General features: G+C 49.9%; 11 protein-coding genes. 3 read left to right on the top strand and 8 right to left on the bottom strand.

Annotated elements, in window-relative coordinates; genetic code table 11:
* Positions 1–314 precede the first annotated feature (314 nt).
* Together fghA and DBY90_RS02330 are read right to left on the bottom strand one after the other, a co-directional pair.
* A complete protein-coding gene (gene fghA, locus DBY90_RS02325; protein ID WP_070492615.1) occupies positions 315–1142 on the bottom strand; it encodes an S-formylglutathione hydrolase in 828 nt (275 codons plus the stop codon).
* Positions 1143–1150: 8 nt separating this feature from the next.
* Complete coding sequence (locus tag DBY90_RS02330) at positions 1151–2287, bottom strand: S-(hydroxymethyl)glutathione dehydrogenase/class III alcohol dehydrogenase (RefSeq protein WP_003743065.1); 1137 nt, start codon at positions 2285–2287, stop codon at positions 1151–1153.
* Between the two features lie 219 nt (positions 2288–2506).
* Here DBY90_RS02330 and DBY90_RS13545 point away from each other — a divergent pair, with 219 nt between their 5' ends.
* Together DBY90_RS13545 and DBY90_RS13260 are read left to right on the top strand one after the other, a co-directional pair.
* Positions 2507–2989 carry a calcium-binding protein gene (locus DBY90_RS13545; RefSeq protein ID WP_003743067.1) on the top strand — a complete coding sequence of 161 codons (483 nt, stop codon included), beginning with the start codon at positions 2507–2509 and terminating at the stop codon, positions 2987–2989.
* A 32-nt stretch (positions 2990–3021) separates the two neighbouring features.
* Complete coding sequence (locus tag DBY90_RS13260; protein WP_003743068.1) at positions 3022–3204, top strand: hypothetical protein; 183 nt, start codon at positions 3022–3024, stop codon at positions 3202–3204.
* Positions 3205–3423: 219 nt separating this feature from the next.
* On the opposite strand, the gene DBY90_RS02340 is transcribed toward DBY90_RS13260, so the two are convergent.
* From DBY90_RS02340 to DBY90_RS02360, 5 genes are all read right to left on the bottom strand, one after another.
* Positions 3424–3921 (bottom strand): YbhB/YbcL family Raf kinase inhibitor-like protein, encoded by a 498-nt coding sequence (locus tag DBY90_RS02340; RefSeq protein ID WP_070492614.1) that lies wholly within the window; start codon positions 3919–3921, stop codon positions 3424–3426.
* Between the two features lie 110 nt (positions 3922–4031).
* Entirely contained in the window at positions 4032–4691 is a 660-nt protein-coding gene (gene ung, locus DBY90_RS02345) for a uracil-DNA glycosylase (protein ID WP_070492659.1), read from the bottom strand.
* Between the two features lie 103 nt (positions 4692–4794).
* Positions 4795–6600 (bottom strand): protein-disulfide reductase DsbD, encoded by a 1806-nt coding sequence (dsbD, locus tag DBY90_RS02350; protein ID WP_070492613.1) that lies wholly within the window; start codon positions 6598–6600, stop codon positions 4795–4797.
* A gap of 272 nt (positions 6601–6872) precedes the next feature.
* Entirely contained in the window at positions 6873–7529 is a 657-nt protein-coding gene (locus DBY90_RS02355; RefSeq protein WP_049227873.1) for a response regulator, read from the bottom strand.
* Positions 7526–9331 (bottom strand): histidine kinase, encoded by a 1806-nt coding sequence (locus tag DBY90_RS02360; RefSeq protein ID WP_070492612.1) that lies wholly within the window; start codon positions 9329–9331, stop codon positions 7526–7528. The genes DBY90_RS02355 and DBY90_RS02360 overlap by 4 nt, the downstream gene beginning before the upstream one ends.
* Positions 9332–9573: 242 nt before the next feature.
* Between DBY90_RS02360 and DBY90_RS02365 the strand changes: the two genes are divergently transcribed.
* Positions 9574–10134, top strand: coding sequence for a molybdenum cofactor guanylyltransferase (locus tag DBY90_RS02365; RefSeq protein WP_003743076.1), 561 nt, complete (start codon positions 9574–9576; stop codon positions 10132–10134).
* A gap of 313 nt (positions 10135–10447) precedes the next feature.
* Here DBY90_RS02365 and rnr read toward each other — a convergent pair whose 3' ends face one another.
* The gene (rnr, locus tag DBY90_RS02370) at positions 10448–12943 is read right to left on the bottom strand and encodes a ribonuclease R (RefSeq protein ID WP_107986490.1); all 2496 of its coding nucleotides are present in this window, start codon (positions 12941–12943) and stop codon (positions 10448–10450) included.

Consider the following 12943-nt stretch of genomic DNA (forward strand, 5'->3'; position numbering starts at 1 on the left):
ATTGGAATGGGGGGATATTTAAGTAGAATGAGTGAGGAAATTTTGTAAAGGTCTCCTCATGCTGATTCTAGGAGGTATCTGATTTTAATAGCACTTTTTTATCATTTATAAAAACAAAAGGCATCAATCCGATGCCTTTTTAATTCATTATAGTGGATTAACTTTAAACCAGTACGGCGTTACCTCGCCTTGCCGTACTATCTGTACTGTCTGCGGCTTCGTCGCCTTGTCCTGATTTAAATTTAATCCACTATAACATGAAAAAATTAACGTTCACTTCAACGTTTAATCGATTCACGAATCACTTCTTTGGCTTACTTCAAAAATGCCGCATGATACGCAATATGCTCACCAATAAAACTGGCGATGAAGTAATAGCTATGGTCATAGCCTTTATGGAAGCGCACATCGATCGGCTGGTTTGCCGCACGACAGGTTTCAATAAAATCTTCGGTACGCAATTGTGTTGGCAAAAACTCATCTTCTAAGCCCTGATCAATGCGCATACCTTGCACTTTATAGCCTTGTTGAATGAGCGAGCCGGCATCATATTGCTGCCATTTTTCACGATCTTTTCCCAAATAAGCAGAAAAGGCTTTCTCCCCCCAAGGCACGAGACTTGGCGATAAAATAGGCGAAAAGGCAGAAACACTCTGATAACGTTCTTGGTTTCGCAATGCTAATACCAATGCACCGTGTCCGCCCATTGAATGCCCCATGATGGAACATTTGCCGTTGGTAGGAAAATTTTCCTCAATCAGACGGGGTAACTCATTCAAAATATAATCATACATTTGATAATTCGTCGCCCAAGGCTGCTCGGTCGCATTAAGATAAAAGCCTGCACCTTGCCCTAAATCATAAGCAGCATCGTTCGGCACTTGCTCTCCGCGAGGGCTGGTATCGGGGGCAACCACAATCACTTGATGTTCTGCCGCATAACGCTGAAAGCCTGATTTAGTAATAAAATTTTGTTCAGTACAAGTCAAGCCGGAAAGCCAATAAATCACACCAAGCGGTCGATTCTCCTGGTTATCCGGCAAATAGACTGCAAATTTCATTTCGCATTGCAACGTTTGGGCATGATGTGCCCAAACTTGTTGCGAACCGCCAAAAATTTGATGTTGTTCAATCAGTTTCATCTCGAGCCTTAGTAATGAATAACAGCGCGGATCGATTTACCTTCGTGCATCAACTCAAAGGCTTCATTGATTTGATCGAGTGTCAGTGTGTGGGTCACAAACGGTTCTAACTCGATGTCGCCTTTCATTGAATCTTCCACCATTTTCGGAAGTTCAGAGCGGCCTTTCACGCCACCAAATGCAGAGCCTTTCCAAACACGACCCGTTACCAACTGGAACGGACGAGTTGAAATTTCTTGTCCTACACCTGCTACGCCGATGATAATGGATTGTCCCCAACCACGGTGTGCACTTTCTAATGCCTGACGCATTACGTTTACGTTGCCGATGCATTCAAAGGTGTGGTCAATACCCCATTTATTGATGTCTAACAACACGTCTTTGATCGGTTTATCGTAATCGTTCGGGTTTAAACAATCAGTTGCACCGAAGTGTTTTGCCAACTCGAATTTTGCGGGATTGGTATCAATGGCGATAATGCGCCCCGCTTTGGCTTGACGCGCACCTTGCACCACAGCCAAACCAATCGCCCCCAAACCAAACACGGCAACAGAGTCGCCTTCTTGCACTTTTGCCGTATTATGTACCGCGCCAATACCTGTGGTAACGCCACAGCCGAGCAAACATACTTGTTCGTGGTTGGCTTCTGGGTTGATTTTCGCCAATGAAACTTCCGCAACAACAGAGTATTCACTGAAAGTCGAACAGCCCATATAGTGATAGATCGGCTGACCTTGATAAGAAAAACGCGTCGTGCCGTCCGGCATTAAGCCTTTACCCTGCGTCTCACGTACCGCAACGCATAAGTTGGTTTTACCTGAACGGCAAAACTCACATTCGCCACATTCAGCGGTGTAAAGAGGAATGACGTGATCACCCGGTTTTACGCTTGACACACCTTCGCCCACAGCAACAACCACACCCGCACCTTCGTGTCCAAGCACCACAGGGAATACGCCTTCAGGATCGCTTCCTGATAATGTAAATGCATCAGTATGGCACACCCCCGTGTGGGTATTGCGGATTAACACTTCGCCTTTGCGAGGCATTTCTACATCGATTTCCACAATTTGTAAGGGTTGATTTGGGGCGAATGCTACCGCTGCGCGAGATTTGATAGTTGAATTGGTTTGTTTAATTTCCATTATTTTTTCTCTTTAATTCATTAACAAAATGACTAGATGACAGCAGTTTATACTTTGGACTTCAGTCTAAAGCAAGCGTTTTTTGTGATTCTGCTCCGGCAGTAGCATGATCGACTGAAGAGCCACCATGCAATCGGCAGTTAATTAGAATGCTATCAAATATCATTTCATGGTGGATCCGGTAACGATACTTTAGACGGTGGCACCGGTGTAGACCGCATGAGCGGCGGAGACGGAAATGATGTCTATCATGTGGACAATGTCAATGACACAGTTACCGAGCGATCGGCAGAAGGTACCGATACCATTTACAGTAGCGTTTCCTATACCGCCGCAGCAAATGTTGAAAACCTGACTTTGAGAGGCAGCAGTGACATCAACGGTATTGGCAACCGTAGTGACAACATCTTGACAGGCAATAACGGAAATAATCGCTTGAGCGGTGAAGACGGCAATGATTTCCTGTACGGCATGGGCGGTAACGACACCCTGTCAGGTGGCAATGGAAGTGACCACCTCAACGGTGGAGTCGGTGATGACTATATTGCAGGCGGCTCGGGCAGCGACACCATCATCACAGGTGAAGGCAAAGACACCGTCGCTTTTACCGCATCAGATATTCGTGAAGGCAGCATAGATCGTTTGCTCGACTTAACCCTGCGACGGACAAACTCGACCTATCCGGTATGCGTTCATTGCTGACTGGCAGCAACGCCAATTTAAGCTGGTCAGAGATGTTCATTGACAAAGACCCCTATATCGATACCATCCTTAAAAACGACCGACCTTATCTCATCTTCGATACAGAGCAGCAAACACTTGCTTATCGTGCGGCAGGTTCGAGAAGTAGCACCGTATTTGCCAAATTCGATAGCGACCAAGAACTATGGTTGAGCGCATCCAATATCATCGGCTAAAACTTGCTAAAAAGAAATGACCATTTGGAACGAATCTGCTTTTTAAACTCCAAAGCAAAGATTTAAAACAAACATTTTTTGAAACAAATCGTCAGTTCATTCTAAGCTGATTCAATAAAAACGTCGTCTGAAAACTTAGTTACAGGTTTCAGACGACGTTTCTGTTTCTAAGATTGCGCTTTCTGAAAAATCTAGCAAAGGTTTCAAATTGCTTAGGCTTTATACGTCATACGTTCCCATTACGCTTGCGCTGTCTAAGATATGCCCCTGCATGGCGAAATGCAGGTCGTTGAAGCGGAAGCTGCGCGGCAGGTTTAATACGGTGTCGAGTGCGTAAACGATGAGTTCGTAGCGGTGGCGGCAGTTGGGCGGATACATGCCGCCGTAGCCTGTGGCTTCTTCGATGTCCAACTTGCCCAACAGGCTCGCCCAACTGTTTGCGCCTTGCGTATAGTCGGTGGCGGTCAGGCTTTCGTTTTCGGCGACGGAGGTGCGTTTGAGGTCGGAAATCAGCCAGTGCGTCCACACGAATCCGCTGGCGGTAATGGCGTCTTTGTCTTCCAAAACGACGGCAAAGGATTTCGTGCCTTCGGGCGCGCCGCTGATCTCAAAGGGGATGGAGTAAGTCGGCATGTTGTTCGGACTGAACTGGCTGCCGCGTTTGCCGTATTTGTCTTCAAATTCGCCGTTGACAATGGCTGAAGTCGTTACCTGCATAGTGTTCTCCTGTGGGGTTGGGGAAGGGGTCGTCTGAAAAAGGAAGGCTTGTTCAGACGGCGGGTGGATTGTCCGGTTTGCTATGGCTGCCGTTTTCAGACGACCTGTTTTTATACCTGCCAGTCTATCGGTGTTATCCCGTTTTCCTGCAAATAGGCATTGGCGCGGGAAAAGTGTTTGCAGCCGAAGAAGCCGCGATAGGCGGACAGCGGCGAGGGGTGCGGCGCGCTGAGGACGAGATGGCGGCTGCGGTCGATAAACGCGCCTTTTTTCTGCGCGTGGCTGCCCCAAAGCATGAAGACGACGTGTTCACGGTTTTGGTTGATTTGGTTGACCACTTCGTCGGTAAAGCGTTCCCAGCCCAATGTGGCATGGGAATGCGCCTGCCCCGCGCGGACGGTCAGGACGGTATTGAGCAGTAAAACGCCCTGTTCCGCCCAATGTTGCAGATAGCCGTGTTGCGGGATACGGAAGCCTTCGATGTCGTCCGCCAGCTCTTTGTAAATATTGACCAACGAGGGCGGGACGGCGATGCCTTCGCGGACGGAAAACGCCAGCCCGTGCGCCTGCCCTGCGCCGTGATACGGGTCTTGCCCCAGAATCACGACTTTGACGTTACCGAATTCGGTCGCTCTAAAGGCGTTGAACACGTCTTCGGCGGGCGGATAGATAATCCGCCCCATGCCGCGTTCTTTTTTGACGGTTTCGATGATATGTTGGAAATAGGGTTCGGACTTTTCCGAGCCAATTGCTTCGTGCCAAGTTTGCATCAGGCTGCCTTTGTGAAAGGGAATAGTGGGCATTATAGTGCGGTTGTTTGCAAAAAGGTCGTCTGAAAAACCAGTTTCATGTTTTTCAGACGACCTTTTGTCTTTATTTTTCGTTTTGTTTGTACCAGTTGATGAATTCGTCCGGTTTGGCGAAACCGAGCAAGGGGTCGCTGCGGCGGCCGTCGGCGTGGATGGCGAAAATGCCCGGCGGGCCGTAGATTCCGTATTCTTTGTAGAGTGCCTGATGTTCGGGCATGTTGGCGGTTACGTCGATTTGGAAGAAGCGTTCCATATCGACGGCTTCATGCACTTGCGGCTGGTTGAGCGTGTAGTTTGCCATTTCTTTGCAGGAAATACACCAGTCAGCGTAGAAATCCAAAACGACGGGTTTGTCGGGGTTGGCTTTCAATGCGGCGTCCATGGCGGCTTTGAGTTCGGCGACGTCGGTGAACATTTTGCCGTGGTCGGTGGTTTTGCCTGCTTCGGACGGGGGAGACAGCGTCAGGAAGTGGTGCAGGGCGGTGGTTTGTTTGTTTGCGCTTTGCCAGCCGAACCATGCGCCGCCGATGATGAGTAGGAAGCCTAAAACGGAGGCGGCGGTTTTCAGACGACCTTTCTGTTTGCCGGATTTAACCAGCAACATGACGGCAGGGACGATCATGAGCAGGGTGTAAAGCGCGACAATGAGGTAGTAGGGCAGGTGCGGCGTGGCGAGATAGACGGCTACGGCAAGCAGGATGAAGCCGAAGGCGTATTTGATGCCGTTCATCCAGTCGCCTGCTTTGGGCAGGACGTGGCCGCCGAATGTGCCGATGAGGATCAGCGGGACGCCGGTGCCGAGTGCCAAGACATACAACGCCAGTCCGCCCAAAACGGCATCGCCGGTTTGTCCGATATAGCCCAAGGCGAATCCGAGCGGCGGGGCAACGCAGGGGCCGACGATCAGCGCGGAGAGTATGCCCATGACGAAGACGGAGAAGATTTTGCCGCCGGAGAGTTTGCTGCTTTGGTTTTGGAAGTAGGATTGGACGGCGTTGGGCAGTTGGATGTTGAAGAGTCCGAACATGGAAAGCGCGAGGACGACCATCAGGCCTGCGGCGGCAAGGACGACCCATGCCTGTTGCAGCCATACGGTCAGAAGCGCGCCCGTCAGACCTGCGATGACGCCGACCAGTGTGTAGGTCAGTGCCAAACCTTGCACATACGCTACGGACAGCGCGAAGGCGCGGCCTTTGCCAGCGGTTTTATCGCCGACGATGATGCTGGAGACTATCGGTAAAAGCGGATACATACAGGCGGTAAAGCTCAAGAATACCCCTGCGGTAAAAAACGCCAACAGGTTGGCGTTTAATGTGTCCCACGATAATTTGAAGCGGCTGTTGTCATCGTTTTGCGAGGCTTTAGGCGCGGCGGCGGGGGATGGTTTGGCGGAATCGGGTTGAAGGAAGCGGTCTTTGGCGGATATGGGTTCGTCGCTTTGCGTCTTGTACAGACCGTTGCCTTTAATCTCAAAAGATGTGTCTACGGGCGGGTAACATACGCCGGCTTCGGCACAGCCTTGATAAGTCAGCGTCAGCTTGTAGGTCGGCGCGGCTTTTTTGTAAGGCCAGTTGACCTGCGCGGCGCGGTGGAATACGGTTTGTTTGCCGAAAAACTCATCTTCTTTGAGTTCGCCTTTGCTGAAAACCGGTTCGGCCAATACGCCCTCAGGCGCGGTGGCAGCGACGATTTTCGATTGGTACATATAGTAGCCGTCGGCGATTTTGAATTCGACGTTGATGCCTTTGTCGGTAACGTTCACTTGCGGCACGAACGCTTTTTCAGGCGGCAGCAAATCATCGGCGTTCACAGCAAACGCGCTGGAACACAGGGCAAAAAAGGCGGTAAAGAAGTAAATGAGTTTTTTCATGGCGTCTTCTCAGTGGAAGGGTTAAACAGGCGCATTATAAACGCAGCAGTCGTTTATAGGTCTTAATTTATATTAAAAGCTGCGATGGTTTTTATCGCGACGAGGGTGGATTATCGGACTGCTTGATAGATGATGCCCGTCGGATTGTCTCTTTTTCATAGCCGATTTAAACAGGAAAGGTCGTCTGAAAACGGATAGTGTAAATTCTGTCCAAACTATTTTCAGACGGCCTTTCATGTTTTTACCACTTTCGCACCGGTATCCTGAGCTGTTTAATTGATTTCAGGCTGCGGGACTTTGTGCTGAACGGCATAAACAGCGGCTTGGACGCGGCTGCTGAGGTCCAGTTTTCGCAGCAGGTTTTGAACGTGGACTTTGACGGTAGATTCTGCCAAGTCCAAATGGCGGGCGATGACTTTGTTGCTGTGTCCGGCGGCGAGGTAGCCTAGGATTTCGAGTTCGCGCGGGGTGAGGGTGGCGAGTGCCTGGTCGGTACGCGGTGCGGATGGGGAAATCAGGGATTGGACGAGGCGCGTGGTCATTTCGGGAGAGAAGACGTTGTCGCCGTCGACAGCTTTGCGGATGCTGTCGAGCAGGAAGTCGGCGTTGATGTTTTTCAGCAAAAAGCCGCGCGCGCCGATGCGCATACATTCGGTCAAATCGTCGCTGTCTTCGGAAACGGTCAGCATGATGACGGTTTGGTTCGGGTTGACGCCCAAGATTTGTGCCAGTGCTTCGCGTCCGTTCATGACGGGCATGTCAAGGTCGAGTAAGACGACGTCGGGTTTGAGCTGTTCCGCCATTTTGACGCCGGACAAGCCGTCGGCGGCTTCGCCGATGACTTCGAAGTCGTTTTGACGTGAGAGTAGGGCTTTGATGCCGCTGCGGAAGAGTGTGTGGTCGTCGATGAGGATAATTTTGATAGTCATGAGAATGTTCTATTCTGTTTGGGTAAAGTTAGGGTGACGGTAGTACCTTCGTCGGGTTTGGAGCTGACTTCCAGTTCGGCACGAATTCGTTGGGCACGTTCTCGCATGATACCCATGCCGACATGTTCGCCGGAAAGCGCGTCCAGATGGGCGGGATCGAAGCCTACACCGTCGTCACGGATGATCAGCGTGAAGTCCTGACGGTTATCAATGCTGACGGTAACGTTATGGGCGAGAGAGTGTTTGCGGATGTTGGACAGGCTCTCCTGGAGGATGAAGATAATCTGCAATTGTTCGTCGTCGTTTAACGTTGCTCCTTCGTCGCGCCACTTGGCGCTCACGTTGATTTTGGTTTGTCTTTCGAACCGGGCGAGTAAGGTGGAAACGGCTTCGGGGAAATCTTTGTTACTGATTTTGGTACGGAAGTTTAGCAGAAGTTCGCGTACGTCTTCATAGCATTCCTGTACGCCGTCTTTGATAAAGCGGATGTTTTCTTCGGCTTGTTCTTTTTGGTCGGCATAAAACGCACTTTCCAGCATTTGAACCTGCAGGTTCAGGAAAGTCAATGCTTGTGCGATGCTGTCGTGCAGGCCTTGGGCAATCAGGTTGCGTTCCTGTAAAACGGCAAGCAGGCGGCGCTCTTGCTCGAGGCGGCTGTTGACGATGGAAACGCCTAATTGTCCGCTCAATGTGTGCAGTAGCTCGTTGTCGTTGTGATCAGGTTTAAGGTCGTCTGAAAAATACAGGTTTAAAACGCCCAACTCTTCCTCCTGATAACTGATGGGGAAAACGGCGTGTTTGAATTCCGTTTTATCTGATTTATCCGAGACAGTATCTGGCTCATCATCCGAATCATCAGGCAGTCCGATGGATGCCACTATATCTGTGCGTTTGCGTTCGTTATCCCAAAGGCGGATGCTGCCCGCTTCTGCGGAGACGGCGGGCAGGGTTCGTTTGAGGAATTCTTCCGCTGCCTGTTGGGGAGTGAAAGTTTGATGCAAATCGCGGGTGGTTTGATAGAGCAGGGTCAGGTCGCGGTTTTGGCGCGCTAAATCTTGAGTTTGCCGTGCCACTTGTCCTTCCAAATCGGTATAAAGTGTTTTCAGCCGGCTGCTCATTTGGTTGAAGCCTTTGTTGACTTGGGCGAACTCGCTTATCTGGTCAGTGTCGATTTGAACGCCGAACCTGCCTTGACTGATGGTTTTTACACCGTCCCTCAATGTTTCCAGAGGGCGGATAATCCACGCGTAGTGCCAGATAATCATCAATCCTGCCGCCGCAAAGATCATCCCCATCATAATCATTTGAAAGCGGCGCAACCATAAGGTGTTTTTCTCATTGGCATGTTCCATCGCCTGTAAGAACAGTTCGATATTGGCTGCAAAACGGTAGAGCTTGATTTGGTCGGGACGCTCGTAACGGCGCAAGACGGGCTGTATATTTGATTTCCAGTCTTCAATCAGTGCCGACTGTATCAGGTCGTAGGCAGGTGGTGTTTCTGAGGGCATTAGCGGGTGAATGGCATTGCTCTGGCTGATACGGTTGAGATTTTGTTCAAATTCGTGAATTTGGTTGTTAATCTGCGCCCTTGGGGCATGTTCGCCGACCATATAGGCAAGGCGGTAAACCTGTGTTCTCAAATTCCCTGCGTCTTCGATGACAGTAGCGGCGTTTTGCAGCCTCCAAGAGAGCACCAAAGTCAAGATGACGGACAAAAGGGCAGAGCCAACCCATAATACGGTCAGCAGCTTCAAGCGTGAAGACAGGCTCAGGTGGTTTAAAAAACGGAATGTGAAGGACATAGACGGTATATGCCGTTGAGAGTTTGAGATCGGTTACGGTGTAAACATATCATTCATTCGGATTGGAGGCAATCAGACCTATGAAATGATTGTCATCAAATAGAGATAGAGATGACACTGTTTCAATGTAAAATCATGTTATGATAAAATTCAAATTATATGAATTTTATCATAAGCCCATTTGAGCGAATGAAACCTTTCAGACGACATCGGGCAACCAAACCGCTTCACAAAGGATAAATATGAAAATATTTGCGTTGATATTGTCAGGAGGACAGTCAGACGGCGTAGATAAAGGCCTCTCTCCCTGGCAGGGTAAGACGCTGATTGATTGCGTTATTGATAGGATTAAACCGCAGGTTGACCATATCGCCATCAGTTCCAACCGTAATTTGGAAAGTTATGCCCTTAGAAGCCCGCACCTGCTTCCGGATGCAAGGCAATGGCGGTATTTGGGCGGATTGGCTGCATTGTGTACCGCTGCCAATGATTTGCAGATTGCCTCTGCAGACTGGCTTTTGGTTGTACCGTGCGATATGCCTGATTTGCCGGAGGATTTGGTAGAAAGATTTCGGACGGTTTCTAAAAAAACGCCTTTGTGCAACGCCTTTTATATCGAAACACCTGTAACGCCGCATTACAACGTGATGTTCATCCGTCCGCAAATTTTACAAAGTGCCGTACCTTATCTGAGTTCAGGATTAAGGACAGTGAGAGGGTGGTTGCAGCAACAGCGCGCCCGTGTCTTACAATTTGACCATGATGATTGTTTTATCCGTTACGGAAAATCAAACAATGCCTGAGTCGAAACAATTAAACATATCCAGAGACCTTTGCAATAACATAGGTTACTAAAATTTTATGCTCAATCTCATTTTCAAAATGCAAAACTTTTCTGATTTTTCCTACTTTTTGCTCAATATTAGGAAGGTTTTAGGCAATTGAAAATTTTTTGGCGCATTTTTATGCGTCAAATTTCGTTAACAGACTATTTTTACAAAGGTCTCATCCAAACTACTGGCATTTATTTATTGCAAAATGAAAGTCGTTACACAAAAGGTCGTCTGAAAATTTCAGACGACCTTTTGTGATTGAAGGAGGTTTAGGGTTGCAATATCAGCCGTTAGCCTTGCTTCTGCCTTTGCGCTTGGTTGTCGCGGTATCTGGGGTTTTTACCTTGATTTTCACGCTTTTGCTTGGTTTTTTGTCTTTGCGTTTGGCTTTTTCCGTTGCTGTTTTGGCTTTGGCGGTTTTCTTTTTGCCGTTTTCAGACGACGTTGCCGGTGCGTTGACAGGCTGGGCTTTGCTGCGGCGTTTGGCGGCGGGTTTTTCCTGTTTTACAGGTGTTTTCATCGCGTCGTCGATTTCTTTCGCCGTCAGTTTGCGCTTGGTTTTCGAGCCGGTTGAAGCGGTGGTTTTAGCGCGGCGTTTTTTGTCGCTGGTGCCGCCGCTGATCAAGGTCAGGTCGATTTTGCTGGTGTCCAAATCGGCGCGCGCCACTCGGACGCTGACTTTGTCGCCCATGTTGAAACGGATGCCGCTGCGTTCGCCTTCTATCGCCATGATTTCGGGACGGAAGTTGAAATAGTCTTCGCCCAAATCACTGATGTGTACCAAGCCGTCGATGTGGATGCCGTCCAGTGTAACGAAGAGGCCGAAGTTGGTCATGCCGGAGATTTTGCCTTCGAATATTTCGCCGACTTTATCGCGCATGTAATAGGTTTTCAGCCAGTTTTCCACGTCGCGGCTGGCATCGTCGGCGCGGCGTTCGCAGAACGAGGTATGCACGCCCAAAGCTTGCCAGCTTTTGTTTGGCGTGTAGGTTTGCTGGTTCAACACGGCTTTGATGGCGCGGTGGACGGTCAGGTCGGGATAGCGGCGGATGGGGGAGGTGAAGTGGGCGTATGCTTCGTAGGCAAGGCCGAAGTGTCCGTCGCAATGCGGTTCGTAAACTGCCTGCTGCATGGAGCGCAGCATCATGACTTGCAGCAATTCGGCATCGGGTCTGCCTTTGAATTGTTCGGCAAGCGCAGCATAGTCTTTCGGCGTCGGGTTGTCGCCGCCGCCCAGTTGCAAACCTAATAGGCCGAGCTGCTCGCGCAGGGTGGCGAGTTTTTCGGGTGTCGGGCCTAAATGGTTGCGGAAGAGGGCGGTGTGCTTGTTTTTCATTAGGAACTCTGCCGCGCAGACGTTCGCCGCCAACATACATTCTTCAATCAGCTTGTGTGCATCGTTGCGGACAACGGGCACGATTTTTTCTATTTTGCCGTTGTCGTCGAAAAGCATTTGGGTTTCGACGCTTTCAAACTCCACCGCGCCGCGTTCGAAACGTTTTTTCTGAAGGATTTTGAAGAGTTTGTAGAGGGTGTCGATTTGGGCTTTGTGCGGATGATCGAGGTCGTCTGAAATCCAGTCCCAGACTTGGTTGTAAGTCAAGCGCGCATGGGAACGCATAACCGCAGGGTAGAAGCCGTATTCTTTAATATTGCCCGCATAAGTGATGACCATATCACACACCATGCACAAACGTTCGACATCCGGATTGAGCGAGCAGATGCCGTTGGACAGGTTTTCCGGCAGCATTGGAATCACACGGCGCGGGAAGTAAACGCTGGTACTGCGTTCCTGCGCGTCCGTGTCGATAGCGTCATCGGGGCGGACGTAATGGCTGACATCGGCAATCGCCACGACCAAACGGTAATTGCGTCCGATTTTCTCGGCAAACACGGCATCGTCGAAATCGCGCGCCGTTTCGCCGTCAATCGTTACCAAAGGCAAATCGCGCAAATCAACGCGGCCTTTCAAATCGCTTTTACGAACATGATCGGGGATTTTTTTCGCGGCTTTGGCACACGCTTCGCTGAATTGGTGCGGCAAATGGTGTTTGCGCACAGCGATTTCGATTTCCATGCCGCTGTCGGCATAATCGCCCAATACTTCGATGATTTTCGCCACGGCAGGGCGGTTTTGTTCGGGATAAGTCTCGATTTCGCCGACGATGACCTGACCGGATTCGGGTTTGAAATGCGCGACGCTGTCAGGTTCCAAGACGATGCTTTGATTCAGGCGTTTGTCTTCCGCTTCCAAAATCGCCACGCCTCGATCCATGTAGAAACGGCCGACCACTTTGCTTTGCGCGCGTTCGACAATATCCAAAACCGTACCTTCGCGGCGGCCTCTGCGGTCGATGTCGGCAGGGCGGACGGTCACGATGTCGCCGTGCATGATGCCGCGCATTTGGCGTTCATATAAAACGAAGTCGCCGTCTTTGGTGGGCGTGAGCGGTACGGCGAAGCCGAAGCCGTCTTTGTGTGCCTCAACACGACATTTGACCAAATCCAATTTATCCGCCGCGCAAACCGCGCCGCGACGGTTGATTAAAACCTGACCGTCCCGCGCCATCGCTTTCAGACGACGTTCGAAAAATTCGTATTCTTCTTCCGTAATCGCCAATTCGCGTGCCAAGACTTCAATTTTGGACGGCACGCCTTTTTGTTCCAATAATTCAATGATCCACTCCCTGCTTGGCAGCGGATGTTCGTAACGTTGTTTCTCCCGTTCCAAAAACGGGTCTTTTTCTCGTAAATTTAAAGATTTAATATTTTTGTTCAT

The sequence above is a fragment of the Neisseria mucosa genome, assembly GCF_003044445.1.
Lineage (GTDB): Bacteria > Pseudomonadota > Gammaproteobacteria > Burkholderiales > Neisseriaceae > Neisseria > Neisseria mucosa_A.

Bases quoted from the DNA above. Each gene is read 5' to 3' on its own strand.
- DBY90_RS02355 (WP_049227873.1), bottom strand. From the start codon at position 7,529: ATGACTATCAAAATTATCCTCATCGACGACCACACACTCTTCCGCAGC.
- fghA (WP_070492615.1), bottom strand. From the start codon at position 1,142: ATGAAACTGATTGAACAACATCAAATTTTTGGCGGTTCGCAACAAGTT.
- DBY90_RS02360 (WP_070492612.1), bottom strand. From the start codon at position 9,331: ATGTCCTTCACATTCCGTTTTTTAAACCACCTGAGCCTGTCTTCACGC.
- DBY90_RS13260 (WP_003743068.1), top strand. From the start codon at position 3,022: ATGTTCATTGACAAAGACCCCTATATCGATACCATCCTTAAAAACGAC.
- DBY90_RS13545 (WP_003743067.1), top strand. From the start codon at position 2,507: ATGAGCGGCGGAGACGGAAATGATGTCTATCATGTGGACAATGTCAAT.
- ung (WP_070492659.1), bottom strand. From the start codon at position 4,691: ATGCAAACTTGGCACGAAGCAATTGGCTCGGAAAAGTCCGAACCCTAT.
- rnr (WP_107986490.1), bottom strand. From the start codon at position 12,943: ATGAACAAAAATATTAAATCTTTAAATTTACGAGAAAAAGACCCGTTT.
- dsbD (WP_070492613.1), bottom strand. From the start codon at position 6,600: ATGAAAAAACTCATTTACTTCTTTACCGCCTTTTTTGCCCTGTGTTCC.
- DBY90_RS02330 (WP_003743065.1), bottom strand. From the start codon at position 2,287: ATGGAAATTAAACAAACCAATTCAACTATCAAATCTCGCGCAGCGGTA.
- DBY90_RS02340 (WP_070492614.1), bottom strand. From the start codon at position 3,921: ATGCAGGTAACGACTTCAGCCATTGTCAACGGCGAATTTGAAGACAAA.
- DBY90_RS02365 (WP_003743076.1), top strand. From the start codon at position 9,574: ATGAAAATATTTGCGTTGATATTGTCAGGAGGACAGTCAGACGGCGTA.